The sequence below is a fragment of the Paraburkholderia kururiensis JCM 10599 = LMG 19447 genome, from assembly GCF_003986935.1.
GTDB lineage: Bacteria > Pseudomonadota > Gammaproteobacteria > Burkholderiales > Burkholderiaceae > Paraburkholderia > Paraburkholderia kururiensis.
The window spans coordinates 103,268-127,972 of the sequence record NZ_RJZE01000010.1 but is presented as its reverse complement, the minus strand read 5'-3'; the positions used below and the strand labels follow the sequence as shown (position 1 = coordinate 127,972).

The following is a 24,705-nucleotide window of genomic DNA, read 5'->3' as shown; positions in this document are numbered from 1 at the left end:
ACGGTTTGCGAAGCGTGCGCGTTAGCGCAGCTGCGCCTCGAGCGACATGCTGTGAATGAATCGATGCAGGAAGCGCTCGCATTCGGCGAGCTGCGTGAGCGCGACGAACTCGTTCGCCTTGTGCGCCTGCTCGATGTCGCCTGGCCCACACACCACGCTCGGAATGCCGGCCCGCGCGAAGAGTCCGGCTTCGGTGCCGTAGGCGACTTTGCGCCGGCCCGTGTCGGACGTGAGTGCGCGCACGAGCTGCGTGATGGCGGCCGCTTCGGCGTCGTCGAGGCCCGGTGCTGCGGCAACCTTCGTAAATTCGATGGCGGCGGCTGCGTGCTCACGTTGCATCTTCGGCAACAGCGTTTCGCGTGCGTACGACTCGATGCGCGAGAAGATCGCGTCGGGGTCGAGCGTGGGCAGATTGCGGAATTCGAAGGCGAAGGTGCATTCGGCGGGCACCGTGTTCACGGCATTGCCGCCCGCGATGGTGCTGGTCTGCGCCGTGGTGAACGGCACGTCGTAGAGTTCGTCGAACGGGCCTTGCTCGCGGAAGCGGTCCGCCATGTCGCGAATGTGGCAGATGAGACGCGCCGCGTATTCGATCGCGTTGAGCCCCTTCGACGTGAGCGACGAGTGCGCGGCCTGGCCGCGCACGCAGCAGCGATACACGTTGATGCCCTTGTGGGCGATGATGGGCCGCATGCTGGTCGGCTCGCCCACGATGCAGCCTTCGGGCGCGACGCCGCGCTTCACGAGTTCGTCGATCATGAGCGGGGCGCCTACGCAACCCACTTCCTCATCGAACGAGAGCGCGAGGTGAATCGGCTTCGCGAGCTTCGTGGCGAGCATCGTGGGAACGAGCGTGAGCGCGGCGCCGATGAAGCCTTTCATGTCGCAGGTGCCGCGGCCGTACAGGCGGCCGTCGCGAATCTCGGGCTTGAACGGATCGCTGTCCCAGGCCTGGCCGTCCACGGGTACCACGTCGGTGTGGCCCGAGAGCACGATGCCGCCTGCGGTGCGGCCGTCGTGCGCCGGAATGGTCGCAAACAGATTGGCCCACTTGCCGCTATCGTCGTGCGTGAGCGTGGACTGCACGCCGAGCGCGCGCAGCGCGTCGCGCACCGTCTCGATCAGACCCAGGTTCGGATTGCGGCTCACCGTGTCCATCGACACGAGGCGGGTCACCCAGGAAAGCGAAGCGGGGGAAGCGTTTGAATCGGATGAAACGGAAGATGCGGAAGGAGGGACGGCGGAGGGTGCGGAAGACAGACCGGGCGACGTGGCGGGATACGCTGACGCAGCAACCTGGGACATGACAGAACTCCACTGGTTTATCGTTGGATGATACAGAAAAAGCCGAGCCTCGCCAAAGGCTTGCGGCGTAAGGTAAGCGACCAGTAAGGGCTCGGCAAGGGGTTTGCGCGTTGCAGCATGAATGCCTTGCGCTCTGGTATCGAGGAGCGTGAGCGGAGCACGAAGCAGCACGAAGCAGCACGAAGCAGCGCGAAAGACACGCGCGGCGCGCAGCGCGTGTCGTCCTGCAGGCCGCCCGCCGCGAAGCGCAGCGGGCGGTGCAAACCGCAGCCTTCGCGTGGCTTGCCCTGCTTACCGCACCGACGTGGCGGCGCCAGCGGCCGCATGACGGGCCGGCGTGCCGAGCGCGCGCAGCGTTTCCTTGACGGTGGCCACGCGCACGGCGAGGTCGGGGCTGCGGGTTTCGATGCGCAGCTTGTCCTGACCCGCGAGCTTGATGTGCCGGTTCTTCTGCACCATCTCGATGATCCGCATGGCGTCGATGGGCGGGTTCGGCACGAACTGCAGACCGATCACGGCTTCGCCCGCGTCGATCTTCGAAATGCCGAGCGGCCGCGCGGCGAGGCGCAGGCGGTGCGTCTCGACGAGCGCGTGCGCCTGCGGCGGCAGCTTGCCGAAGCGGTCGATCAGCTCTTCCTGGATGCTGTCGATCGCATCGTCGTGTTCGCAGTTTGCGAGGCGCTTGTAGAGCGAGAGCCGTTCCTGCACGTCGCCGCAATAGTCGGCGGGCAAGATGGCGGGCGCGTGCAGGTTGATCTCGGTGGTTGCCGCGAGCGGCGCGTTGAGGTCCGGTTCGCGGCCTTCCTTGAGCGCCTTCACGGCGTCGTTGAGCATGTCCGTGTAGAGCTGGAAGCCGATCTCCTGAATCTCGCCCGACTGCTTGTCGCCCAGCACTTCGCCCGTGCCGCGAATTTCCAGGTCGTGCATGGCGAGGTAGAAGCCCGCGCCCAGTTCCTCCATCTGCTGGATCGCTTCGAGGCGGCGCTGTGCCTGCTTCGTGAGGCCCTGCGGGTCGTGCACGAGCAGATACGAATAGGCCTGGTGATGCGAGCGGCCCACGCGTCCGCGCAACTGGTGCAACTGCGCGAGCCCGAACTTGTCGGCGCGATGGATCAGGATGGTATTGGCCGTGGGCACGTCGATGCCGGTCTCGATGATCGTCGTGCACAGCAGCACGTTGGCGCGCTGGGCCACGAAGTCGCGCATCACGCGTTCGAGCTCGCGTTCGTGCATCTGGCCGTGGGCCACGGCGATGCGCGCCTCGGGCACAAGTGCTTCGAGCATCGCGCGGCGGTTCTCGATGGTCTCCACCTCGTTGTGCAGGAAGTACACCTGGCCGCCGCGCTTGAGCTCGCGCAGCATGGCCTCGCGGATCACGCCGTCTTCCTCGCGCCGCACGAAGGTCTTGATCGCGAGGCGCTTTTGCGGCGCCGTGGCGATCACCGAGAAGTCGCGCAGGCCTTCCAGCGCCATGCCGAGCGTGCGCGGAATCGGCGTGGCCGTGAGCGTGAGCACGTCGACTTCGGCGCGCAGCGCCTTGAGCGCTTCCTTCTGGCGCACACCGAAACGGTGTTCCTCGTCGATGATGACGAGCCCCAACCGCTTGAACTGCACGTCCGACGAAAGCAGCTTGTGCGTGCCGATCACGATGTCCACGGTGCCGTCGTTGATCTGCTGGATCGCGGCGTTGACTTCCTTCGTTGACTTGAAACGCGAGAGTTCGGCAATGCGCACGGGCCAGTCGGCGAAGCGGTCCGTGAAGGTCTGCGTGTGCTGCTCCGCGAGCAGCGTGGTGGGCGAGAGCAGCGCCACCTGCTTGCCGCCCATCACCGCGATGAACGCGGCGCGCAGCGCGACTTCGGTCTTGCCGAAGCCCACGTCGCCGCAGACGAGGCGGTCCATCGGCTTGCCGCTCGTCATGTCGCCGATCACGGCCGCAATCGCAGCGGCCTGGTCGGGCGTTTCCTCGAAGCCGAAGCTTTCGGCGAACTTCACGTAGTCGCGCGGTTCGAGCTTGAACGCATGGCCCTCGCGCGAGGCGCGGCGCGCATAGAGGTTGAGCAGTTCGGCTGCGGTGTCGCGAATCTGCTGGGCCGCCTTGCGGCGCGCCTTTTCCCACTGACCGGAGCCGAGCGCGTGCAGCGGCGCGCTTTCGGGGTCCGCGCCGCTGTAGCGCGAGATCACGTGCAACTGCGAGACGGGCACGTAGAGCTTGCTGTCGCCCGCGTATTCGAGGTGCAGGAACTCCGTTTCGCCTTCGCCGAGGTCCATCGTGATGAGCCCGCAGTACCGTCCGATGCCGTGCTGCGCGTGGACCACGGGGTCGCCCACCTTGAGTTCGGAGAGGTCGCGCACCATCGAATCGACGTTGCTCGCCTGCTCCTGGCGGCGCCGGCCCGTGCGGCGCGCGAGCGTGCCGTAAAGCTCGGTTTCGGTAACGACGGCGAGCCCTTCGGCCGGCACGATGAACCCGTTCGCGAGCGGCGCGACGCCGAGCGAGAAAGGCGCGTCGCCCGTGAGCCAGTCTTCGAAGCTGTCGGTCTGCGCGGGGCGCAGGGCGTTATCGGCGAGCAGTTGCGCGATGGTCTCGCGGCGTCCCGCCGATTCGGCCGCGAACAGCACGCGGTTCGGCGTGGTGGCAAGCCAGGCGCGCAGTGCGGCGACGGGGTCGTCGGCGTGGCGGTCGAGTGCGAGGCTTGGCAGCGGCGCGGCCCAGCCGCCGCCGCTTGCGCCCGGCAGCACGAGGCGCGCGAACGGTTTGGCGAGCGTGAAAAAGTCGTCGTCGGAAAGGAACAGCCGCTGGGGTTCCAGAATCGGCCGGTCGCGGTCGTGCGAGAGGAAGCTGTGGCGCTGCTTCGTGTCCGCGGTGAAGCGGCGGATCGCCACGTCGAGGTCGCCCGAAAACACGAGGTGGGCCGCGGGCGGCAGGTAATGGAAGAGCGTGGCCGTCTCTTCGAAGAAGAGCGGCAGGTAGTACTCGATACCGGCCGACGGCACGCCGTTGCCGATGTCCTTGTAGATCGACGCGCGGCTCGGGTCGCCTTCGAACACCTCGCGCCAGCGGCTGCGAAACGCGGTGCGCGCGGTTTCGTCGAACGGAAACTCGCGGCCGGGCAAGAGGCGCACGTCGCGCACGGGGTAAAGGCTGCGCTGCGAGTCGGGGTCGAACGCGCGGATCGAATCCACCTGGTCGTCGAACAGGTCGATGCGGTACGGCAGCGGCGAGCCCATCGGATAGAGATCGATCAGCGAGCCGCGCACGCAGTACTCGCCGGGACGCACGACCTGGCTCACGTGCTCGTAGCCCGCGAGTGTGAGCTGCGCCTTGAGCTTCGCCTCGTCGAGGCGCTCGCCCTGGGCGAACGAGAATGTGTAGGCCGCGAGGAACGACGCGGGCGGCATGCGGTACAGCGCCGTGGTGGCGGGCACGAGCAGGATGTCGCACCGGCCTTCGCCCAGGTCGTGCAGCGTGGCGAGCCGCTCGGAGACGAGGTCCTGGTGCGGCGAAAAGGTGTCGTAGGGCAGCGTCTCCCAGTCCGGCAGCAGACGCACGCGGGCATTCGGCGCGAAGAAGGTGATTTCCTGCGAGAGCCGCTGCGCGTCCACGGCGCTCGCGCAGACCACCGCGAGCAGCGGAATCTTGTCGCGGTAGGCGAGGTGGTAGCGGGCGATCAGAAGCGCATCGGACGACCCGTGCGTGCCGTCGAACGCGAAGCGCTGCCCGCTCTTCACGAGCGCGACAGGGCAGGCCGGCGGCAACGGAGAAGACGGGGACGACGATGAAGCGGCGGTATCGGACATAGGAAAGGGAGCGGCCTTGGGCGGCAATGAAGCCGTGATGATGCGCGATTGCAGCGGCCGCCGGACCGCGCTCGGGCATGCTCCGGCGTCAACGCAAAGGACCTATTATAAAATCCGTCCTTCCATTTGGCTCCCGCAGCTTTCGCACCCGGCTCAGACGGGCGCTCCGGCGAGCGGCGTCCGCAAGTATCCGACTACTGTGACCTCACGCCTTTTTGCCCTCATTCCGTGCGCCGGCACCGGCAGCCGTTCCGGTTCGGCCATGCCGAAGCAGTACCGTACCGTGGCCGGCCGCGATCTGCTCCACTACACGCTTTCCGCGTTCGACGCCTGCAGCGAATTCGCGCAGACACTCGTTGTAATCTCGCCCGACGACGCCCATTTCGACGCGCGCCGCTTCGCCGGCCTGCGCTTCGCGGTGCAGCGCTGCGGCGGCGCTTCACGCCAGGCGTCGGTGCTCAACGGCCTCATCGCGCTCTCGGGGTTCGGTGCGCGCGACGACGACTGGGTGCTCGTGCACGATGCGGCGCGTCCGGGCATTACGCCCGCGCTGATCCGCACGCTGGTTGCCGAACTCAAGGACGACGCCGTAGGCGGCATCGTGGCGCTGCCCGTGGCCGACACGCTCAAGCGCATGGCGCCTGCACAGCCGCCGCACGTGGCGCGCACCGAGTCGCGCGACGGCCTCTGGCAGGCGCAGACGCCGCAGATGTTCCGGCTCGGCATGCTGCGCCACGCGATCGAGCGGGCGCAACAGGAAGGCCACGACCTCACCGACGAAGCGAGCGCGATCGAATGGCTCGGTCACGCGCCGCGGCTCGTGCAGGGCAGCCTGCGCAACTTCAAGGTGACTTATCCCGAAGATTTCGATCTCGCGGAAGCGATCCTGAGCCGGCCGGCCGCTCAGTGACCTTGAACTGAGCTCGAAGTGAGCTCGAGCACCCCCGAATTTTCACTACGGACTTACGCATGGATTTCAGAATCGGACAGGGCTATGACGTACACGCACTCGTGCCTGGGCGTCCACTCATCATCGGCGGGGTGACGGTGCCTTACGAGCGCGGGCTGCTCGGCCACTCGGATGCCGACGTGCTGCTGCACGCGATCACCGACGCGCTTTTTGGTGCGGCGGCGCTCGGCGACATCGGCCGGCACTTTCCCGACACCGACACGCGCTTTGCCGGCGCGAACAGCCGCGTGCTCCTGCGCGAGTGCGCGGCGCGCGTGAAGCAGGCGGGCTTCGCCATTGCGAACGTGGACAGCACCGTGATCGCGCAGGCGCCGAAGCTTGCGCCGCACATCGACGGCATGCGCGCCAATATCGCGGCCGACCTCGAATTGCCGCTCGACCGCGTGAACGTGAAGGCCAAGACCAACGAGAAGCTGGGGTACCTCGGGCGCGGCGAGGGCATCGAGGCGCAGGCGGCCGTGCTGCTCATGCGGGTGTGATTGACGCGTGTTGCAGCGAGAGCCGGACAAGATTGCCGGATGGCGTGCCGCGAGTCCGCGTCCGGTAAAAAGACCGTGAAATAAAAGAACAAAAGTCGTAAAAGCGTTGCCATGCTCTAATGGACGCTCGCGGTCGCGGGAATAACGGGCGAACCTTCGGCCCGGATTAATTTCAATATTTGTCGCCCTATACTGCGCGGGTACTGGCATGCAGGAAGGGCGATGAGCGCAGCTCGAGAACTTCGAGGCCATGTGAGGGGCCTCAACGGCATACGGGCGCTGGCGGTGACGCTCGTGTTCGTTGCTCACAAAGGCCATCTGGGCAGCATGGGCGAAGCCGTGGATGCCGGAAAACTGGGCGTCTGGCTGTTCTTTCTCATCAGTGGTTTTCTGATCATGGGGGAACTGCATCGCAATCGCCTGCGTATTGAAGAAGCGAAAGAAGCGGGCGCGCGGCGTAATGCGGCGCTGTACGTGTTTTATATGAAACGCGCGCTGCGTATTTTCCCGGTTTATTACCTTTTGCTTGCGGCACTCGCGATTGCACATCACCTGTTTTATCAGCGCGAGGTGAATCTCGGCTTGCCGTGGCATGTCCTTTATCTTTCGGATTACTGGATCGGATTCGTGCAGGACGGCTGGCCGGGCACCGTTTCGCATTTCTGGAGCCTCGCCGTCGAGCAGCAGTTCTATCTGGTGGCGCCGTTCGTGCTGCTGTTCACGCCAGCGTCACGCCACGTCGCGCTGTGCGCGGGCTTCGTTGCCGTCGCGGCCGTCGTCCATGTGGCGCTCGATGCGGGTGGGGCGAGTCCGCCGCTCGTTTATGCGTGCTCGCCGTGGAACTTCGCGTTGCTCGCGCTCGGGGGCATGGGCGGTATTGCCTGTGCGCGCCATCGGGTAGTGGCCGCCGTGGCAGGCGCCACGCTCACGATGCTTGTGTGCACGGCGGGGCTTGTCGCGGTGCTGGTGTGGCGGGTTTCGACGCGCGGCGCGCCGGCCGATGGCGCGCTGGCGGGTGTGCTCGACGTCGGCCTGTCTTTCACGCTGCTCGGCGTGTTCCTCTGGATCGTCAACCGGCAGAACAGCATGCTCGTCTCGGTGCTCGAATGGCGTCCGCTCGACTACTTCGGCACCGTCAGCTACGGCTTCTACCTGTTCCACAACCTGATTCCGTCGAAGCTCGGCGAAGCGCCGTATCTGTATGGGCGTCTTCATGTGCCTGCGTGGCTGCAGATTGGCTTGCCGCTGGTGCTTCAATTTCTGCTTGCGCTGCTGCTCGCGCATCTATCGTGGCAGTTGCTTGAAAAGCGTTTGCTGGAACTCAAGAAGCCGCTCGAAGCGGCGATTCGCAGGCGCCTTGCCGGGCAGCAACCGGCCGTGGACCTCGGCGCACGCTAAGTCGCCTGCGACGGCTCGCGATCGTTCAGCGCCGTTTGCTACCGTGCGCGACCACGCACGCGCAGCCCAACGCGTACCGCGTGCCTACGCGTTCTCCGCGGCAATCACCTGCGCGGCCGCGTTCACCACCGCGGCAATACGCCCGACGTCGCGCAATTGCGTCGACGACATGCCCTCTTCAATGAGCGTGTCGAAGTGCGACTTTACGCAGAAGTGGCATTTGCCGACGATCGATGCGGCCAGCGCGTACAGTTCGAAGCGGCGCCTGTCGACGCCGCCGTGCGACGCATAGGCGTTCATGCGCAGGCCGGCTGGTTGCGATTTGAGGTCGGCGTTGCCGGTCATCTCCCCATACGGATACCAGACGTTGTTCATGCCCATCAGCGCGGCCGCGGCGAGCGCGCCGTGGGTTTCCTCGGGCGACAGCACGCCGGCGTCGCGGATGCTCTTCACGATCGTCGCGCTCTTCGCGGCAAAGGCGGCGGCGAGTGCGACGCCCACGGCGTCGTTGCCTTCGAGCGACGAACGCGCAATCGTGCCGTCGAGGTTCAGGCGGATGTCCTTCGCGTAGTCGGGAATGCGCTCCTTGATCGCGGCAAGAAACTCCATCAATACCTCCTCGTGGTCGCTTCGTGATCAGTCGGCAGGACGCTCGCCCGCTTTGCCGGGCATGGCGAGCCGCTTTGTCGCGCTCATAGCGTGGCGCCGCCGACCGTGCGGTTGCAGGGGCATAGCTCGTCGGTCTGCAGGCCGTCCAGAATGCGCAGCACCTCGTCGGGGTTGCGGCCCACGTTCAGGTTGTTGACCGAGACATGCTGGATCGTGTTGTCCGGGTCCACGATGAACGTGGCGCGCAGCGCCACGCCCGCTTCCTTGTCGCGTATGCCGAGCTGGTCGATCAGTTCGCCCTTCACGTCGCCGAACGAATAGTGGTTCAGCTTGTCGAGGTCCTTGTGCTCGCGGCGCCAGGCGAGCTTGACGAACTCGTTGTCGACGCTGCCGCCGAGGAGCACCGCGTCGCGCTCTTCGAACGCTTTTTGCAGCTTCGCGAATTCGACGATCTCTGTCGGACACACGAACGTGAAGTCCTTGGGGTAGAAGTAGATGATCTTCCACTTGCCCGGGAACGACGTTTCCGTGATCTCTTCGAACGCCGACGCGCCGTTTTCTTCATGGTTGTTGAAGCCCGGCTTCGCAGCGGTGACGGTGAAAGCTTCGAGTTTGTCGCCCACGGTTTTCATGCGTTTGCTCCTGTGCAGAGATGGGTTCGATGGAAAGACAGCGCGGTGACGCTCCGGTCAGCGGGAGCGCATCCGCTACACCTGCAAAGACTGGTCTATTGACTGGGTTGTTCAATAGAAATTGTCTAAACGTCGGGAGGATGCTTTTAGGCGTACGGCGTCAGCATGGGTTGTGCCCGCGCGCTGACAGCGGGACCCGTGCGGGTCATGATGCGTCGGCTGCCGGCGCGAGCGAGGGGAGGCGCTGCAGAAATGCCGGCGTGGCCCGCCGGATCAGACGCCCTTGGCGAGCGGAAATTCGATCGTAACTTCGAGGCCCGGGCCCGGTGCACGGTTACGCAGCCGCAAGGTGCCGCGGTAACGGCCCACGAGGCGTTGCACGATCGCCATGCCGAGACCCGTGCCGTTGGCCTGGGTGCGTGCCGAATTGACGCGGTAGAACGGCCGCGTGACGAGCGCAAGCTGGTCCTCGGGAATGCCGGGGCCTTCGTCCACCACGGAAAGCTCCACGCGCGAATGCGAGACACGCGTCTCCAGCATGACGTGCGGAATGCCGTCGGTCTCGCTGATGCCGTACTTGCGGGCGTTCTCGATCAGGTTGCCCACCACGCGACGCATGTCGGTTTCATCGGCTTCTACCACGGCAGCGGGCGCAAGCCGCGTGATCAGGCGCATGCCGTCTTCGGACGACATGCGCGCGGCGAGCTCGCTTGCGATCACTGAGAGGTCGACCTTCTCGGGCTGACGCTGCACGGGCCGCGCGTAATCGAGGAAGCGGCCGATGATCATGTCCATCTGCTCGATGTCGTCGATCATCGCGTCCTTGGTCGTCTGGTCCGACGGACTCATTTCGGTTTCCAGCCGCAGGCGCGCGAGCGGCGTGCGCAGGTCGTGCGAAATGCCTGCCAGCATCAGCGCGCGGTCGGCCTCCAGCTGCTCGAGGTCGCGCACCATCTGGTTGAAGCTGCGGTTCGTTTCGGCGGCCACGCCCATGCCGCGTTCGGGCAGCGGCTCGGGAGACTGCCCCGAGCCCACCTTGCGCGCGGCCATGGAGAGCCGCGAGAACGGGCGATTCACGAGGCTCGTAATGAACGCTGCGCCGAAGAGCGAGAGCGCGAGCGCGAACACGCCCCAGCCCACCCATTGCAGGCCCGTGACGTTGTCGAGCTGATCGCGATCGAGCGCGACCCAGTAATCGTCGTCGTCGATCTTGAAGCTGATCCACACGCCGGGAATGTCGTTGACCGACTGCGCGATCACCGTGTCGTCGCCGAGGCGACTGCGGATGTCGTGTTCGATCAGCCGGTTCAGCGATTCGTCGGGCTGAAGCTTGTATTTGTCGGTGGTCTCGCGCGGATAAACGCGCACGCCCTCGTTGCTCTCCAGGTCCTGGAGCAGCGCACGGCGCAGATCCGGATCGGAGTAAAGCAGGGCGGTGCGGGTGAGCTTGACGATGGCGACGAGCTGAAGCGCCACGCGCTGCGCGCGGGGCTCGCGCTCGATCACGCGAAAGCTCTGGAACCACGCCGCGAGACTTACCGCAATGAGGAGCGCGATCAGCAGGAAGGTGCGCCAGAAAAGTCCGCCGAAGGCGTGCGTGAGGACGCGCCGGTCAATCCGCATGGACCGTCCCTGTCAGAGAAACGAACCGCAAAGCTGGGCTCGGGATCAGGCTGCGCCGTCCGGAATGAACACGTAGCCGAGTCCCCAGACAGTCTGAATGAAGCGCGGGCTGCCCGGATCGGGTTCGATCAGTTTGCGCAGGCGCGAAATCTGCACGTCGAGGCTGCGGTCGAACACTTCGTACTCGCGACCCCGGGCGAGCTCCATGAGCTTTTCGCGCGAAAGCGGCTGGCGCGGATGCCGGGCAAACACCTTGAGTACCGAGAATTCGCCGGTGGTGAGCGGAATTTCCTGGCCGGCCTTGGTGAGCGTGCGCGTGGCCAGATTGAGAGCGAACTCGCCGAACTCGAACACCTCCGTGGTTTCGGAGGGCGCGCCCGGGAGCTCGGAAGGCGACTGGCGACGCAGCACCGCGTGAATGCGTGCCACCAGTTCGCGCGGATTGAACGGCTTCGGCAGATAGTCGTCGGCGCCCATTTCGAGGCCGACAATGCGGTCCACGTCTTCGCCCTTGGCCGTGAGCATGATGATGGGCGTGCGGTCGTTGCTGCCGCGCAGACGGCGGCAGATCGAGAGGCCGTCTTCGCCGGGCAGCATCAGGTCCAGCACGAGCAGGTCGAAACGCTCGCGCACCCAGAGCTTGTTCATGGCCGGTGCGTTTTCAGCGACGTAGACGTTGAATCCCTGTTCGCCGAGATAGCGCCGCAGCAGGTCGCGCAGGCGCGGATCGTCGTCGACGACAAGGATTTTTGAAGGGTTCTTGGTTTCCATGGACGGCATCTTAGCGCGATTAGAAAGGGGTGCGAGTTTTGGCGAATTGCCGAGTTACAGTCAGTTACAAAATTTACCCGCCCCGTGGCACGACGTAAAGCGGCCACGCGTACACTCCTTTACTGACTGCGGCTGTTCGGTGGATACTTCATTAGACTATAACGCTCGCGCCCGCCTTCTTTGGGTCTTGCACATGCACACATGTATTTGAGGTAAGCCGTTTGCCGCGCCACGAAGGGAACAAGATGAAGGGAGGGGTCAGGCCAAGGGTGCGCCTCATCGTGACAGGGCTCGCCGTGGCTGGTGCTCTTGCGAGCCTGCTCGAACCCGCTTCCGTTCTCGCTCAGCCGGCTGCCGACCGGCTTCCCCATTCCCGTCTGTCCCCACGCACGCCCAACGGCACGAAGCCGTATCGCCGCCCGGTGATTGTGCCCCCGCAGCCCGCCTCGGACCTTGCGATGCGCACCGCCGTCCCCCCCGACCTCGACCAGCGCCGCCGCGACGGCCACATGACGCCCGAAGAGCGCCGCCTGCTACGCCAGCATATCGAGGACGCCGTGCGCGAACTCTACAAGCGCTGACGACGGAAAAGGCAGGCCCGCGCCGTGTAAGAGCTGACCTCGCTACCGCAGCTCAGTCCCGAACCGGTCGACCATGAATACGCTTATGACAATGCGCCCGAGCCTTGCGCGGGTGGCGCGGCAGGCCGTGCTGGCGGTAGCAGCGTCGTGCGCCACTGCAGGGGCGCTGATTCCGCCCGCGCATGCCACGGCGATTAGCGGCGGCTTTGGTACCGGCCACCCTGTCGCCACAACGCGTATCACGGCGGCACGCACCGCTCGCCGCGTCACCGCCAGGCCACCCGCGGTGCCTTCGCACCCCACGCACGAGGCCGTACTCGACGCCGACGACGCCCGCTACTTCCTCACCCGCACCGGCTTCGCGCCCGACCACGCTGAAGTCGCGCAGTACGTCGGTCTCACGCGCGAAGAGGCCGTGGCCCGTGTGCTCTCCGCTACGCGCACCGTCGCGGTGAACCCGATGCCGTTGTGGACAGCCGAGCCCGTCCCCACGCGCGCCGAACGCAACGCATGGACACCCGACGAGCGCCGCGCCGAGCAGCAGACGCGCGGCCAGCGCTATGACGAACTGCGCGCGTGGTGGGTGCGCGAAATGGCCACCACGCCGTCGCCGCTCACGGAGCGCATGACGCTCTTCTGGCACAACCATTTCACGTCGGCGCAAGACAAGGTGAGCTGGCCGCAGTCGATGGCACAGCAAAACGTGCTGTTGCGCCGCGACGCGCTGGGCAGCTTCGCGACGATGCTGCACGACGTGGCAAAAGATCCCGCGATGCTGCAATACCTCGATGGTGCGAGCAATCGCAAAGGCAAGCCGAACGAGAATTTCGCGCGCGAAGTGATGGAGCTCTTCACGCTGGGCGAGGGCCGCTATACGCAGCGTGACGTGGCCGAGGCGGCTCGCGCGTACACGGGCTGGGGTGTCGACCCCGACACAGCGGCCTACGTCTGGCAGGCGGATCGCCACGACAACGGCATGAAGACGGTACTCGGCGAAACAGGACCGTTCGACGGCGACGCAGTGCTCGACATTCTGCTCGCGCGCCCTGAGACAGCCGACTTTGTCGTACGCAAGCTGTGGCGCGAGTTCGTTTCGGAGAGCCCGGACCCGGCGCAGATCGAACCCATTGCCGCTCGTTTTCGCGCGAGTCGCTACGACATCAAGGTCGCGCTGCGTGGGTTGTTTCTCACGGACGCGTTCTGGGACGAGCGCAATCGCGGCGTGCTCGTGAAGTCCCCGGCCGAATTCGTGGTCGGCGCGGTGCGCGCCTTCGACATCGGTTACGAAAGCACGGCGCCGTTCGCGGGCGCCATGCGCAACTTCGGCGAGAACCTGTTCTATCCGCCGAACGTGAAGGGATGGCCGGGCGGCGAAACGTGGATCAATAGCTCGACGCTGCTCGCGCGCAAGCAATTCGTCGAGCAACTGCTGCGCTCCACGGCGGCGGTGCCGGCCGGGCGTATGGTGAAGGGCAGCATGCATTTCGACATTGCGCGGTGGCTGACGGACTTCCGCACGTCGCCGACAGCGCGGCCAGGGCTTACCGCCGAACTGCAGTTGCAGCATGCGGTGTTGCCGTTCGCGCCGGTGGACCCGATCGCAACCGACTCCACCGCGAGCGCCTATCTGCAGGCGCTGCTGATGGATCCGGCTTACCAGCTCAAATGACGATGAACCGCGCTTGCCGAAGCGATGGCGCTCGCGGCACAGCCCGCGTTGCCGCGACGGCGGCACAGGCGAGACCGCCCGAACGAGGTACAGCATGAAACGACGCGACTTCCTGACGATGGCGAGCGCCGCCGGCATGTCGCTGTGGCTGGCGCGCGGCGCGCCTCGCGCGTACGCCGGCGAGGGTGCCTCACGCTCGGGTTCTTCAATCGCACACGGCTACGACAACCTGCTGATTCTCGTGGAGCTCAAAGGCGGCAACGACGGTTTGAACACCGTCATCCCCTACGCCGATCCGCTTTACCTGAAGCTGCGCAAGAACATCGGCATCAAGCGCGAGCAGGTCATTCAGCTCGACGAACGCACGGCGCTGCATCCCGCGCTCGAACCGCTGATGCCGCTCTGGCAGACGAAGCAGCTCGCCATCGTGCAGGGCGTGAGCTATGCGCAGCCCAACCTGTCGCACTTTCGCTCCATCGAGATCTGGGATACGGCGTCGGATGCCGGCGAATACCTGCGCGAGGGATGGCTCACGCGAGCGTTCGGGCAGCGCGCGGTGCCGCACGGGTTTGCCGCTGACGGCGTGGTGATCGGCAGCGCGGAGATGGGGCCGCTTGCCAATGGCGCGCGTGCCATTGCACTCGTCAATCCCGCGCAGTTCGTGCAGGCGTCGAAGCTCGTCACGCCTGTCTCGCTGCAAGAGCGCAATCCCGAGCTTGCGCACATTCTGGACGTCGAGAACGACATCCTGCAGGCCGCCGATCGCCTGCGTCCACGCCCGGGGCAATACACGCTGAAGACGGCGTTTCCGGGCGGGGCGTTCGGTGCGTCGGTGAAGACCGCAATGCAGGTGCTCGCGGCTTCGTCCACGCCGCAAGGCAAGGCGATGCCGGGGCAGGGCGTCGCGGTGATCCGGCTTACGCTGAACGGTTTCGACACGCATCAGAACCAGCCCGGTCAGCAGGCTGCGCTGCTGCGCCAGTTCGCCGACGGTATGGCCGCGATGCGCGCTGCGCTCGTCGAGCTGGGCCGGTGGGACAGCACGCTCGTCATGACCTACGCCGAATTCGGCAGGCGCGTGCAGGAGAACCAGAGCAACGGCACGGACCACGGCACGGTGGCGCCGCATTTCGTCGCAGGCGGACGCGTGCGCGGCGGCTTCTATGGCGTGCCGCCCGTGCTTGCGAGACTCGACGGCAACGGCAATCTGCCCGTGGGCGTGGACTTTCGCGAGCTTTACGCGACGGTGCTCGATACGTGGTGGGGCATGGATGCGCAGGCCGTGCTCAAGCAGCGGTTCGACCCGCTGCCGCTGCTGCGCGCGTGAGAGATGGGTGTCGGGCGTCGCGCGTCGGGCGTCGGGCGTCGCGAAAGGCGGGCGATAGGTCCGCCGCCAGCGGGCTCAGCCGCGCCGCGCCGCGCGCCAGGCAATCCACAGCTTGCGGATGGGCGTGAGCACGATCTGCTGGTGCAAGACCTGATAACCCTCTCGCTCGACCTCGTCGAGCAGCGCGAGCGAGAGCGCAGCGAGCGAGCGCAGCGGGCGCTGCGCACGGCGCTCGCTCGCGGGAATGGCGGCAAGCGCGCTATGCAGCGCGTCGCGCGCGCGCGTGGTCTGGAACTGCATCAGTTGCGTGAACGCGTCGCTGTAGCGGCGGTTGATGAGATCCGCGGCGGTCACGTTGTAGCGCTGCAGTTCGTCGATGGGCACATAGATTCGGCCGTGGCGTGCGTCGTTGCCGATTTCGTGGACGAACTGCGCAAGCATGAGTGCGTGACCGAGCGATGCTGCCCAGTCCTGTGCCTGGGCAGCGTCTTGTGCCGATCCTTTGGCCGATCCTTTGGCCGAGACGCGTGCGAGAAGCGCGGCAAACGTGCCGCCGACACCGTCCATGTAACGCCGCAGATTCGGGAAGTCGAGGTAGCGCGCCTGCTCGAGGTCCATCTCGAAGCCCGCCAGCAGCGCCTGCAGCGCGGGGTATTCGGCCGCGACGTCACCCAGGTGCGCGGCGAGCGCCATGGACACCGGGTGCGAGGGCGAGCCTGCCGCCAGTGCAGCCGTTTCCTTCTGCCACCACGCGAGTTTGGTGCGGCCCACGGTGGGGTCGCTCGTTTCCTTGACCGTCTCCTCGAACTCGCGCCGTAAAGCGAACAGCGCCGCGAGCAGCGGCTGCTGTGCGAGTGGCGCCTGGCGCAGTGCGTAGTAGGTGCTCGATCCAGGCGGGGCCGCCTTTTGCAGGCAGTATTCGTCGAAATTCACAGTGCGGGCGGTAGGGGCAGGGGACGGATCTCTCGCCGACGTGCACACCGGCCATCGCGCAGCGGCGTGTCTGCCGCGATCATGCGCGGTGGTATGCGATGGGGTGCGTCACGCGAAACGGCAAATTCTAGCACTGCAGCGGGTTGCAGATTCAGTGCGCATGCAGACAAGCGTGAGGCAATCGGTTAGAATCTCGCCCTCACGCGATTCCGGCGTGCGGCGCCCGCCGCACCAATGCCGGCAGCGGTGCCGGATATCGGGCACGCGGCAGCACCAGGAGCGTTGCCGCGTGCCCGGCGGCGAGGATGGCGAAATTGGTAGACGCACCAGGTTTAGGTCCTGACGCCAGCAATGGTGTGCGGGTTCGAGTCCCGCTCCTCGCACCATCATCTATTTGACTCAGTAGCATCGAACGTCTGTGCGGCCGGCTTTGTCCGGCCGTTTTTTCGTGCTGGGTTTTCGTGCTGAGCGCGGCACGTGCGCTCCACGACCGCGCATGGTTGCCCCCGCAACCGTCCTCTCCTATCCTGCATGGGCTTGTTTCATCCGCCTTTATCCAACACTCGGCCGCACCGGGAAAGGAGACCGCCATGCAGACCGTCGACGCCACGCATCCGGTTTCGGCTGCAAGCGCGAGCGACGAGCGCTCGCTTCGTGTTTTGCTCGCCGGCACCTACCGGATCTTCGCCATGCTCGGCTGGACCGAACTGATCTACAACCACATCACCGTGCGCGTGCCTGGCCCCGAGCGGCACTTCCTGATCAATCCGTTCGGGCTGCATTACTCCGAGGTCACGGCGTCGAATCTCGTCAAGATCGATCTCGACGGGCAGGTCGTGGACGGGACCGCGGCGCGGGTGAATCCCGCGGGCTTCGTCGTGCATGCGGCGATTCATCGCGCGGTGCCTGACGCGCACTGCGTGATGCACACGCATACCACGGCCGGCCTTGCCGTTGCCTGTTCTGAGCGAGGGCTCGAGAACTCGAATTTCTATTCCGCGCAACTGCACGACGCCGTGGCGTACCACGATTTCGAAGGCGTCACGATTCACTCCGACGAAGGGCCGCGGCTCGTTGCGAATCTTGGTGCGAAGCGCCTGATGATCTTGCGCAATCACGGGCTGCTCGCCATCGGCGAGACCGTTGCGCAGGCGTTTGCGCGGCTCTGGACCCTCAACCGCGCATGCGAGGTTCAACTCGCGACAGCGTCGCTCGGTGCGGCGCGGCCCATTCCCGACGAGGTATCGATGCGCTGCACGCGCGACGCACTGCAGTTCGATCCGCGTCACGGCGCGGGGCAGGACGTGCTCGATGCCATGCTGCGGCAGGTGGATCGGATCGATCCTTCTTACAAGGCGTAGCGTGTCGCTGCGCGTCTCGGTTCAAGGCAGACATGAAAACAGGACAGATCAGAACGACAGTAGTGGGCGCGGGCGCGATCGGCGGATTGATCGCGGCGGCAGCGGTCCGCGCAGGGCACGCGGTGAGCGTGGTTGCACGAGGCAAGACGCTCGACGCCATTCGTGGCGACGGCATTTGCATCATCGACGATGAGGGCGAAACGGTGACGCGCGTGATCGCTACCGACACGCCCGCCGAACTGGGCGTACAGGACTTCGTCGTTGTCGCGCTGAAGGCGCAGGCGCTGCCGGGTGTGGCTGCGAGTCTCGCACCGCTCGTGGGTCCGGATACGGTGATCGTCGCCGCCATGAACGGTTTGCCGTGGTGGTTCCTCGCGGGCACGGACGGGCCGCTCGCGACCACACCGATCGAGGCCGTGGACCCTAACGGCGCGGTGTCGGCCGCGTTGCCACCGCGCCGATCGATTGGCTGCGTGGTGCATCTTTCGTCGTCCACGGATGCGCCGGGCGTGGTGCGGCGCGGGCGCGGCAATCATCTGATCGTAGGCGCCCCGCGCGTGGCGAACGGCGGCCCGGGCGCGCCTGACGCGCTAGGCGCCCACGCAGCGGCATTCGCCGGTGCAATGCGCGAAGGTGGCTTCGAGGTGGCCCTCGCGGACGACATCCGTACCGAGATCTGGGCCAAGCTCTGGGGCAACATGAATATGAATCCGTTGAGCGCGCTGACGGGTTCTACCTCGACGCAATTGCTCGACGATCCGTTCACACATGCGCTCGTGCTGCGCATGATGGAGGAAGCCGAAGCGATCGGCGCGCGCCTTGGCCTCTCCACGGGCATGAGTCCGGCCGAGCGCATTGCCGTGACACGGCGGCTCGGATCGTTCAGGACGTCGATGCTGCAGGACTTCGAGGCGGGACGCCCGCTCGAGGTAGGGCCGATCCTCGGCGTGTTTCCTGAATTGGGCCGCAAACTCGGTGTGCCTACGCCGTTTTGCGACGCGGTGCTTGGCTTGCTGAGACAGCGTGCGGCGAACAGCGGACTGTGATTCTGGCCGTGAAGAGAACGACGAAGCGGGGCGAGGAGCCGCGACGACGAAGCGGCCAGTAACGTAAGCCGTAAAGCGGCCGCTGACACCGGCCCTATGCCCCGGATGCCCCGGATGCCCCGGATGCTGCGGACGCGGCTTCAGCCGGCCGCCCGCTCCAGCGCGCGCGCAATCACCTTGTCGAGCATGTTGCCGAGCGCGACGCGCTCAGCGTTGTCGAGGCAATCGAACAGGTCCGCGTTCCATTTGCGGGCAATGGGCATCACGCGGCGATAGAGCGCGCGGCCTTCCGGCGTGAGCGAAACGAGCACGACGCGTCCGTCCGCGGGATCGCTGTCGCGGGCCACCAGCCCCCGGCGGATCAGCGCTTCCGCGGCGCGGCTCGCCTGGCTCTTGTCGAGATTCGCGTGGCGCGCGAGGTCCATGACCGAGAACGGCCCGAACGATCCCACCGCGGCAATGATCCGGGCCTCGGGCAGCGTGACGTCGAGCTTCGCCTGGTAGCGTTCGCTGATACCGCGTTCGGACAGCTTGTTCAGGACGTGCAGGCGATAGGTCAGAAACTGGTCGAGTCCGGCTTTGTCGTCGGCCTTCATGGGGGTCCTGGTCGTAGTGGGGAGGGCGGCGTAGTGACGCGGTCAACATGACGCCGTCATGGCGCTGTGATTGTTGCTGCAACTGTGCAGCCGGTCAACGCGCGGCGTGATGCCGACGCGTCGCTGCACGTCGATACTGGAGATGACGCGCGTGGCACGACTCGCGCGGCATGCGGCATGAATCACGGTGTCGTTGCGCGAGGTGTGTGGTCGACGCACCTCGCGTTGTGCCGGTGTTTTTTCTTGCTCGCAGCGTCGATCGTCGATCAGCGCACGCCGTATTTCAGGCGTGTCAGTTGTTCCGCCTCGTTGGCGAGCAGTCGCGCCGCGTCGCGAATGGCCGTGTCCAGCGTGATGGGGCCGGGCGCCGGCGAGAAGCAGCCGCTAAAGTGCTCCGCCAGTCTGGGCAATGCGGCGGGATCCACGGCGCCGGAGAGCAGCGACGCCGGCACGCCGGCAGCGCGCGCGTGGCGACAGGCGACAAAAGGCGCCTTGCCGTGGAGCGTTTGCACGTCCGAGCGTCCTTCGCCGGTGATCAGCCAGTTCGCGCCGGCGAGTGCGGCGTCGAGGCCGGCCTCGCGGGCCACCACTTCGGCGCCGGGCTCGAAATGCGCGCCAAGCATGCGAAGCGCGAAGCCAAGGCCGCCCGCGGCGCCCGCGCCCGGTTCATGACGCGCCGTGCGCTGCAGCGCGGCTTCGAGCAGATCGGCAAAACGCGCGAGCAAGCTGTCGATGGCCTCGACCTGTTCGGGCCGGACACCCTTCTGCGGGCCGAATACGGCGGTCGCGCCATGCTCGCCATTGAGCGGATTATCGACATCGGACATGCCGACGAACGTGGCTTCGGCCACGCGCGCGTCCAGTCGCGAGACATCGACGCGCGCGAGGCGCGCGAGCGAGGCCGGCGTGGGTTCGAGGGCTTCGCCGGCGGCATCGAAGAGCTTCAGGCCGAGGCCAGCGAGCAGGCCGGCGCCACCGTCGTTGGTGCTGCTACCGCCCAGCGCCACATAGAAGCGCCGCACGCCCGCGTCGAGCAGAGAGCGGATCGCTTCGCCCATGCCGCGCGTGCTGCGCGCCTCGACGGGCACGCTCATGCCGTCCGCGTCCGTGATGCCGACGATTTCGGCGGTCTCCACGATGGCGCTGCCGTCTTCGAGCAAGCCCACCGCCGCCTCGCGCGCCGTACCGGCTGCGCCGTGCACGCTGAGGATGCGCCGCACGCCGCCGTGCGAGAGCAGCGCATCGAGCGTTCCTTCGCCGCCGTCGGCCATGGGGCACAGACGCACTGTCGCGTCCGGGCGCGCGCGACGCACGCCTTCGGCGATGGCGGCGGCCACCTCGGCGGCACTGAGCGAACCCTTGAAGGAGTCGGGAGCGATGACGACGACAGGCGCGACGGACGTGTCTGACATAGTGTTCCTGAGTGTCTCGTGGAAGTTGGAATAATCGGCAAAGGCGTGGCGTGGGGCCACCATCGGGCCGCGACAGTGCCCTACGCGCGGTGCGCGCCCGTTAGCTTATCAGCCTCGCTCGCGCCCGCGATACGGGCGCTCGCATGACGGACATCGGACGCTTGCGCCCGAATGTTTTCGCGAGGCAACCCACGCCGAATATGGCAGGTACGCCGATTCCGCTTGAGCGCGTCAATAGTTTGCTAAACTACTGGGCTCTTTTGACCAAACCGTGCTGGAAGTGGCCTCAAAGTGGGTGCCCGGAAGGCGGTTCCCGGACTGTGGCAAAGGCGTGCGGCAAATGCGTGTGGCAGGTACGTGCAGCAAGTGCGTGCGGCAGGCGCCGCAGGTGGGCCGGGGCCAAAGAGACTCGAGGCCGGTGCCGGCCGCGGCGAAGTGGCTCACAGGGCTCGGTTCGCAGAACCGGGGCTGCAGCGCAAAGCAGCCCACGCGGCGGCACCGCGCGGCACGGCAAAGACTGACAGATTCGCTCGAATAATTTTAGGACGATTGAAGCCATGGCTAACGTTGTTGAAAACCTCGGCAAGCTCGAACGCCGCGTGACGATTTCCCTGCCGAAGGAGGCCGTGCAGAAGGAGATCGAGTCCCGTATCCGCCAGATCGCGAAGAATGTGCGCATGCCGGGCTTCCGCCCGGGCAAGGTGCCGCTCAAGATGGTCACGCAACAGTATTCGGGCCAGGTCGAAGCGGAAGTGCTGAGCGACAAGGTCGGCAAGGAGTTCTTCGACATCAGCCGCGCCGAGAATCTGCGCGTGGCCGGTCAGCCGAGCTTCAGCCCGAAAACGGACGCCTCCGAAGGCGCCTACGCCTTTGACGCGACGTTCGAGGTGTATCCGGAAGTGACGCTCGGCGACATCTCCACGGCCGAGATCGAGCGCACGACCACCACGATCAGCGAAGCCGAAATCGATCGCACGCTCGACATCCTGCGCAAGCAGCGCGTGCACTTCCACGCCCGCGGCGAAGCCGGCGAGCACGGCGATGGCGGCGCGGACGCGGCGGCCAAGGACGGCGACCGCGTGACGGTGGACTTCGTCGGCAAGATCGACGGCGTCGCGTTCCAGGGCGGCAGTGCCGAAGACTTCGCGTTCGTGCTCGGCGAAGGCCGCATGCTGCCGGAGTTCGAGAAGGCGGCGCAGGGCCTGAAGGTGGGCGAAGCGCGCGAATTCGACCTGAAGTTCCCGGACGACTATCACGGCAAGGAAGTGGCCGGCAAGACCGCGCAGTTCACGATCACGATGAAGAAGGTCGAATGGCCGCATCTGCCTGAGATCGATGGCGAATTCGCGAAGTCGCTCGGCATCGCCGACGGCGATCTCGTCAAGATGCGCGCCGAGATCAAGGAAAACCTCGAGCGTGAAGCGAAGCGTCGCACCCAGGCTATCGTCAAGAACCAGGTCATGGACGCACTTCTGAAGATCGCCGAGCTGGACGTGCCCAAGGCGCTCATCGAGCAAGACCAGGAGCGTCTCGTCGAGATGGCGCGTCAGGACCTGATGCAGCGCGGCGTGCCCAACGCGAAGGACGCGCCGATCCCGGCCGAAATGTTCAAGGATCAGGCCGAGCGCCGCGTCAAGCTGGGCCTCGTGCTGGCTGAACTCGTGAAGCAGAACGGCCTCGAGGCAAAGCCCGAGCAGATTCGCGCCGAAGTGGACGAATTCGCCAAGAGCTACGAAGACCCGAAGGAAGTCGTCCGCTGGTATTATTCGAACAAGCAGCGCCTTGGTGAAATGGAAGCGTTCGTCGTCGAAAGCAACGTCGTCGAGTTCGTGCTCAGCAAGGCGAAGGTGACGGACAAGGAAGTCAGCTTCGAAGAACTGGCAAGCGCGACGGCGCAGGCGTAAGGCGTCGCTGCAACGGCGTGCCGGCTGTCGGAGCGACGGCCCGCACGCCGTTTTTTCGTCCGCGTTTTTTGGCCCTTCCCACGGTATGGTTGAATAGCGCGGCGTTCGTCGCCACGTGGCGAATCAGACGATATTTTCCGGACAAGGACTCATTGCATGACGACTCGCGCTCAATTGCTGGACACGCTGGCTTCCCACGCGCCGCGGGACTTCGAGACTCAGGCGCTTGGCCTCGTGCCGATCGTCGTGGAAACGAGCGGCCGTGGCGAGCGCTCGTATGACATTTACTCGCGTCTGCTCAAGGAACGCGTCGTGTTCATGGTCGGCGAAGTGAACGACCAGACGGCCAACCTGGTGGTGGCCCAGATGCTGTTTCTGGAAAGCGAGAATCCGGACAAGGACATCAGCCTCTACATCAACAGCCCGGGCGGCTCGGTTTCGGCTGGCATGGCGATCTACGACACCATGCAGTTCATCAAGCCAGATGTATCGACGCTGTGCATGGGACTGGCCGCCAGCATGGGCGCGTTCCTTCTGGCGTCGGGGGCGAAGGGCAAGCGTTTTGCGCTGCCGAACTCGCGCGTGATGATTCACCAGCCGCTTGGCGGCGCGCGCGGCCAGGCATCGGACATCGAGATCCAGGCGCGCGAAATCCTCTACCTGAAGGACCGGCTCAACCATCTGTTGGCCCATCACACCGGTCAGCCGGTCGAACGCATCTCGCGCGACACCGACCGCGACAACTTCATGTCCGGCGAAGATGCGCAAGCGTATGGCCTCGTGGACCAGGTCTTGCATAAGCGTCCCTGACACGGCGCGCTTTCCGCCCAAATTGGGGCGGGAGCGCCCGGCGCAGCGCTTGTGAAATAATCGGGATCAGCGCCCCCGCGGCCTGCGGCCATCACGCCGTCATAGCAGTGCGGTTCACGCGCTCCCGCCGTTGCGGCGGGAGGAAACGGCGTATCATGTAACAGAGTGTCCGGAGGCTCATTTATCCATGGCGGACAAGAAAGGTTCTAACAGCGAGAAGCTGTTGTATTGCTCGTTCTGCGGCAAGAGCCAGCATGAAGTGAAAAAGCTGATTGCTGGTCCGTCGGTATTCATCTGCGATGAATGCATCGACCTCTGCAACGAGATCATTCGTGACGAGGCAGCCGGTGCGGGTGTCGAGGCGGGTTTGTCGAAATCCGACTTGCCGAGCCCGCAGGAAATCCGCGAGATCCTCGATCAGTACGTGATCGGCCAGGAGCGCGCGAAGAAGATTCTCGCGGTAGCAGTCTACAACCACTACAAGCGCCTCAAGCATCTCGACAAGAAGGACGACGTCGAGCTTTCCAAGAGCAACATTCTCCTGATCGGGCCCACGGGCTCCGGCAAGACGCTGCTCGCCCAGACCCTGGCGCGCCTGCTCAACGTGCCGTTCGTGATTGCGGACGCCACCACGTTGACGGAAGCCGGTTACGTCGGCGAGGACGTCGAGAACATCATCCAGAAACTGCTCCAGAACTGCAATTACGAGGTCGACAAGGCGCAGCGCGGTATCGTCTATATCGACGAAATCGACAAGATCAGCCGGAAGTCGGACAACCCGTCCATCACGCGCGATGTGTCGGGCGAGGGCGTGCAGCAGGCCCTGCTGAAGCTTATTGAGGGCACGATGGCGTCGGTGCCGCCGCAGGGTGGTCGCAAGCATCCTAACCAGGACTTCATCCAGGTTGACACCACGAACATCCTGTTCGTCTGTGGCGGTGCGTTCGACGGGCTGGAGAAGGTCATTACCGATCGCACCGAGAAAACCGGCATCGGCTTCGGCGCGAGCGTGAAGAGTAAGCAGGACCGCGACGCCGGCGAGGTGCTGCGCGAAGTGGAACCGGAAGACCTGATCAAATTCGGCCTGATCCCCGAACTGATCGGCCGTCTGCCCGTGGTCGCCACGCTCGGCAAGCTGGACGAAGCGGCACTGATGCAGATTCTGGTCGAGCCGAAGAATGCGCTCATCAAGCAGTACCACAAGCTGTTCGCGATGGAACGTGTCGAACTGGAGATTCGCCCCGGCGCGCTCCAGGCCGTGGCGCGCAAGGCAATCCGCCGCAAGACCGGTGCGCGCGGGCTGCGCTCGATTCTGGAACAGGCGTTGCTGGACGTGATGTACGAGCTGCCCGCAATGAAAGGTGTCAGTAAGATCATCATCGACGACAACGTGATCGAGGGCGATGGCAAGCCGCTTCTGATCTACGAGGACGCACCGAAGGTTGCAGGGTCGAATTGATCGGCTAAAGAGTTGTGGA

The 24,705-nt window shown here is 65.5% G+C and carries 20 protein-coding genes and 1 tRNA gene; 12 read left to right on the top strand and 9 right to left on the bottom strand.

Annotated features, from left to right (window positions below):
• Positions 1-21: 21 nt before the first annotated feature.
• Complete coding sequence (gene argE / locus PKKP23_RS13975) at positions 22-1,305, bottom strand: acetylornithine deacetylase (RefSeq protein WP_275094572.1); 1,284 nt, start codon at positions 1,303-1,305, stop codon at positions 22-24.
• A 291-nt stretch (positions 1,306-1,596) separates the two neighbouring features.
• Positions 1,597-5,106, bottom strand: a complete 3,510-nt coding sequence (gene mfd / locus PKKP23_RS13970) for a transcription-repair coupling factor (protein ID WP_126877333.1) — start codon at positions 5,104-5,106, stop codon at positions 1,597-1,599.
• A gap of 199 nt (positions 5,107-5,305) precedes the next feature.
• Between mfd and ispD the strand changes: the two genes are divergently transcribed.
• The 3 genes from ispD (at position 5,306) to PKKP23_RS13955 (ending at position 7,953) form a co-directional block, all read left to right on the top strand.
• Positions 5,306-6,016 (top strand): 2-C-methyl-D-erythritol 4-phosphate cytidylyltransferase, encoded by a 711-nt coding sequence (gene ispD, locus PKKP23_RS13965; protein WP_126877332.1) that lies wholly within the window; start codon positions 5,306-5,308, stop codon positions 6,014-6,016.
• Positions 6,017-6,075: 59 nt separating this feature from the next.
• Entirely contained in the window at positions 6,076-6,555 is a 480-nt protein-coding gene (gene ispF, locus PKKP23_RS13960; RefSeq protein WP_126877331.1) for a 2-C-methyl-D-erythritol 2,4-cyclodiphosphate synthase, read from the top strand.
• Positions 6,556-6,777: 222 nt separating this feature from the next.
• A complete protein-coding gene (locus PKKP23_RS13955) occupies positions 6,778-7,953 on the top strand; it encodes an acyltransferase family protein (protein ID WP_168724569.1) in 1,176 nt (391 codons plus the stop codon).
• 84 nt (positions 7,954-8,037) lie between these two features.
• On the opposite strand, the gene PKKP23_RS13950 is transcribed toward PKKP23_RS13955, so the two are convergent.
• From PKKP23_RS13950 to ompR, 4 genes are all read right to left on the bottom strand, one after another.
• Positions 8,038-8,562, bottom strand: a complete 525-nt coding sequence (locus PKKP23_RS13950) for a carboxymuconolactone decarboxylase family protein (RefSeq protein ID WP_126877330.1) — start codon at positions 8,560-8,562, stop codon at positions 8,038-8,040.
• An 83-nt stretch (positions 8,563-8,645) separates the two neighbouring features.
• The gene (locus tag PKKP23_RS13945; RefSeq protein ID WP_126877329.1) at positions 8,646-9,194 is read right to left on the bottom strand and encodes a peroxiredoxin; all 549 of its coding nucleotides are present in this window, start codon (positions 9,192-9,194) and stop codon (positions 8,646-8,648) included.
• Between the two features lie 273 nt (positions 9,195-9,467).
• Complete coding sequence (locus tag PKKP23_RS13940; protein ID WP_017773794.1) at positions 9,468-10,817, bottom strand: ATP-binding protein; 1,350 nt, start codon at positions 10,815-10,817, stop codon at positions 9,468-9,470.
• Positions 10,818-10,862: 45 nt separating this feature from the next.
• Positions 10,863-11,597, bottom strand: a complete 735-nt coding sequence (gene ompR, locus PKKP23_RS13935; protein ID WP_017773795.1) for an osmolarity response regulator transcription factor OmpR — start codon at positions 11,595-11,597, stop codon at positions 10,863-10,865.
• A 236-nt stretch (positions 11,598-11,833) separates the two neighbouring features.
• Here ompR and PKKP23_RS13930 point away from each other — a divergent pair, with 236 nt between their 5' ends.
• The 3 genes from PKKP23_RS13930 to PKKP23_RS13920 all read left to right on the top strand — a co-directional run bounded on the left by PKKP23_RS13930 (position 11,834) and on the right by PKKP23_RS13920 (position 15,165).
• On the top strand, positions 11,834-12,169 hold the full coding sequence (locus PKKP23_RS13930; protein ID WP_126877412.1) for a hypothetical protein: 336 nt from the start codon (positions 11,834-11,836) through the stop codon (positions 12,167-12,169).
• Positions 12,170-12,407: 238 nt separating this feature from the next.
• Positions 12,408-13,838 (top strand): DUF1800 domain-containing protein, encoded by a 1,431-nt coding sequence (locus PKKP23_RS13925; protein WP_240659009.1) that lies wholly within the window; start codon positions 12,408-12,410, stop codon positions 13,836-13,838.
• A 94-nt stretch (positions 13,839-13,932) separates the two neighbouring features.
• On the top strand, positions 13,933-15,165 hold the full coding sequence (locus PKKP23_RS13920) for a DUF1501 domain-containing protein (RefSeq protein WP_126877328.1): 1,233 nt from the start codon (positions 13,933-13,935) through the stop codon (positions 15,163-15,165).
• 75 nt (positions 15,166-15,240) lie between these two features.
• Here the strand turns inward: PKKP23_RS13920 and PKKP23_RS13915 are convergent, their stop codons facing one another.
• Complete coding sequence (locus PKKP23_RS13915) at positions 15,241-16,098, bottom strand: squalene/phytoene synthase family protein (protein WP_126877327.1); 858 nt, start codon at positions 16,096-16,098, stop codon at positions 15,241-15,243.
• A 299-nt stretch (positions 16,099-16,397) separates the two neighbouring features.
• Between PKKP23_RS13915 and PKKP23_RS13910 the strand changes: the two genes are divergently transcribed.
• The 3 genes from PKKP23_RS13910 (at position 16,398) to PKKP23_RS13900 (ending at position 18,505) form a co-directional block, all read left to right on the top strand.
• Positions 16,398-16,484, top strand: a tRNA-Leu gene (locus PKKP23_RS13910).
• A gap of 204 nt (positions 16,485-16,688) precedes the next feature.
• Positions 16,689-17,459 carry a class II aldolase/adducin family protein gene (locus PKKP23_RS13905; RefSeq protein ID WP_126877326.1) on the top strand — a complete coding sequence of 257 codons (771 nt, stop codon included), beginning with the start codon at positions 16,689-16,691 and terminating at the stop codon, positions 17,457-17,459.
• 32 nt (positions 17,460-17,491) lie between these two features.
• The gene (locus PKKP23_RS13900) at positions 17,492-18,505 is read left to right on the top strand and encodes a 2-dehydropantoate 2-reductase (RefSeq protein WP_126877325.1); all 1,014 of its coding nucleotides are present in this window, start codon (positions 17,492-17,494) and stop codon (positions 18,503-18,505) included.
• Between the two features lie 140 nt (positions 18,506-18,645).
• On the opposite strand, the gene PKKP23_RS13895 is transcribed toward PKKP23_RS13900, so the two are convergent.
• Positions 18,646-19,101, bottom strand: a complete 456-nt coding sequence (locus PKKP23_RS13895; RefSeq protein WP_126877324.1) for a MarR family winged helix-turn-helix transcriptional regulator — start codon at positions 19,099-19,101, stop codon at positions 18,646-18,648.
• Between the two features lie 266 nt (positions 19,102-19,367).
• Positions 19,368-20,513 (bottom strand): glycerate kinase, encoded by a 1,146-nt coding sequence (locus tag PKKP23_RS13890; RefSeq protein WP_126877323.1) that lies wholly within the window; start codon positions 20,511-20,513, stop codon positions 19,368-19,370.
• Positions 20,514-21,070: 557 nt separating this feature from the next.
• Between PKKP23_RS13890 and tig the strand changes: the two genes are divergently transcribed.
• The 3 genes from tig to clpX all read left to right on the top strand — a co-directional run bounded on the left by tig (position 21,071) and on the right by clpX (position 24,686).
• Positions 21,071-22,417 carry a trigger factor gene (gene tig / locus PKKP23_RS13885; protein WP_017773866.1) on the top strand — a complete coding sequence of 449 codons (1,347 nt, stop codon included), beginning with the start codon at positions 21,071-21,073 and terminating at the stop codon, positions 22,415-22,417.
• A gap of 156 nt (positions 22,418-22,573) precedes the next feature.
• Positions 22,574-23,227: an ATP-dependent Clp endopeptidase proteolytic subunit ClpP gene (gene clpP, locus PKKP23_RS13880; protein ID WP_026121255.1), complete on the top strand. Its 654-nt coding sequence runs from the start codon at positions 22,574-22,576 to the stop codon at positions 23,225-23,227.
• A gap of 187 nt (positions 23,228-23,414) precedes the next feature.
• Positions 23,415-24,686: an ATP-dependent Clp protease ATP-binding subunit ClpX gene (gene clpX, locus PKKP23_RS13875; RefSeq protein WP_126877322.1), complete on the top strand. Its 1,272-nt coding sequence runs from the start codon at positions 23,415-23,417 to the stop codon at positions 24,684-24,686.
• Positions 24,687-24,705: the final 19 nt, after the last annotated feature.

Coding starts and splice junctions, on each gene's coding strand:
- PKKP23_RS13940 (WP_017773794.1), bottom strand. CDS start 10,817: ATGCGGATTGACCGGCGCGTCCTCACGCACGCCTTCGGCGGACTTTTC.
- tig (WP_017773866.1), top strand. CDS start 21,071: ATGGCTAACGTTGTTGAAAACCTCGGCAAGCTCGAACGCCGCGTGACG.
- PKKP23_RS13900 (WP_126877325.1), top strand. CDS start 17,492: ATGAAAACAGGACAGATCAGAACGACAGTAGTGGGCGCGGGCGCGATC.
- argE (WP_275094572.1), bottom strand. CDS start 1,305: ATGTCCCAGGTTGCTGCGTCAGCGTATCCCGCCACGTCGCCCGGTCTG.
- PKKP23_RS13930 (WP_126877412.1), top strand. CDS start 11,834: ATGAAGGGAGGGGTCAGGCCAAGGGTGCGCCTCATCGTGACAGGGCTC.
- PKKP23_RS13895 (WP_126877324.1), bottom strand. CDS start 19,101: ATGAAGGCCGACGACAAAGCCGGACTCGACCAGTTTCTGACCTATCGC.
- PKKP23_RS13945 (WP_126877329.1), bottom strand. CDS start 9,194: ATGAAAACCGTGGGCGACAAACTCGAAGCTTTCACCGTCACCGCTGCG.
- ispF (WP_126877331.1), top strand. CDS start 6,076: ATGGATTTCAGAATCGGACAGGGCTATGACGTACACGCACTCGTGCCT.
- mfd (WP_126877333.1), bottom strand. CDS start 5,106: ATGTCCGATACCGCCGCTTCATCGTCGTCCCCGTCTTCTCCGTTGCCG.
- PKKP23_RS13890 (WP_126877323.1), bottom strand. CDS start 20,513: ATGTCAGACACGTCCGTCGCGCCTGTCGTCGTCATCGCTCCCGACTCC.
- PKKP23_RS13920 (WP_126877328.1), top strand. CDS start 13,933: ATGAAACGACGCGACTTCCTGACGATGGCGAGCGCCGCCGGCATGTCG.
- ompR (WP_017773795.1), bottom strand. CDS start 11,597: ATGCCGTCCATGGAAACCAAGAACCCTTCAAAAATCCTTGTCGTCGAC.
- PKKP23_RS13950 (WP_126877330.1), bottom strand. CDS start 8,562: ATGGAGTTTCTTGCCGCGATCAAGGAGCGCATTCCCGACTACGCGAAG.
- clpX (WP_126877322.1), top strand. CDS start 23,415: ATGGCGGACAAGAAAGGTTCTAACAGCGAGAAGCTGTTGTATTGCTCG.
- clpP (WP_026121255.1), top strand. CDS start 22,574: ATGACGACTCGCGCTCAATTGCTGGACACGCTGGCTTCCCACGCGCCG.
- PKKP23_RS13955 (WP_168724569.1), top strand. CDS start 6,778: ATGAGCGCAGCTCGAGAACTTCGAGGCCATGTGAGGGGCCTCAACGGC.
- PKKP23_RS13905 (WP_126877326.1), top strand. CDS start 16,689: ATGCAGACCGTCGACGCCACGCATCCGGTTTCGGCTGCAAGCGCGAGC.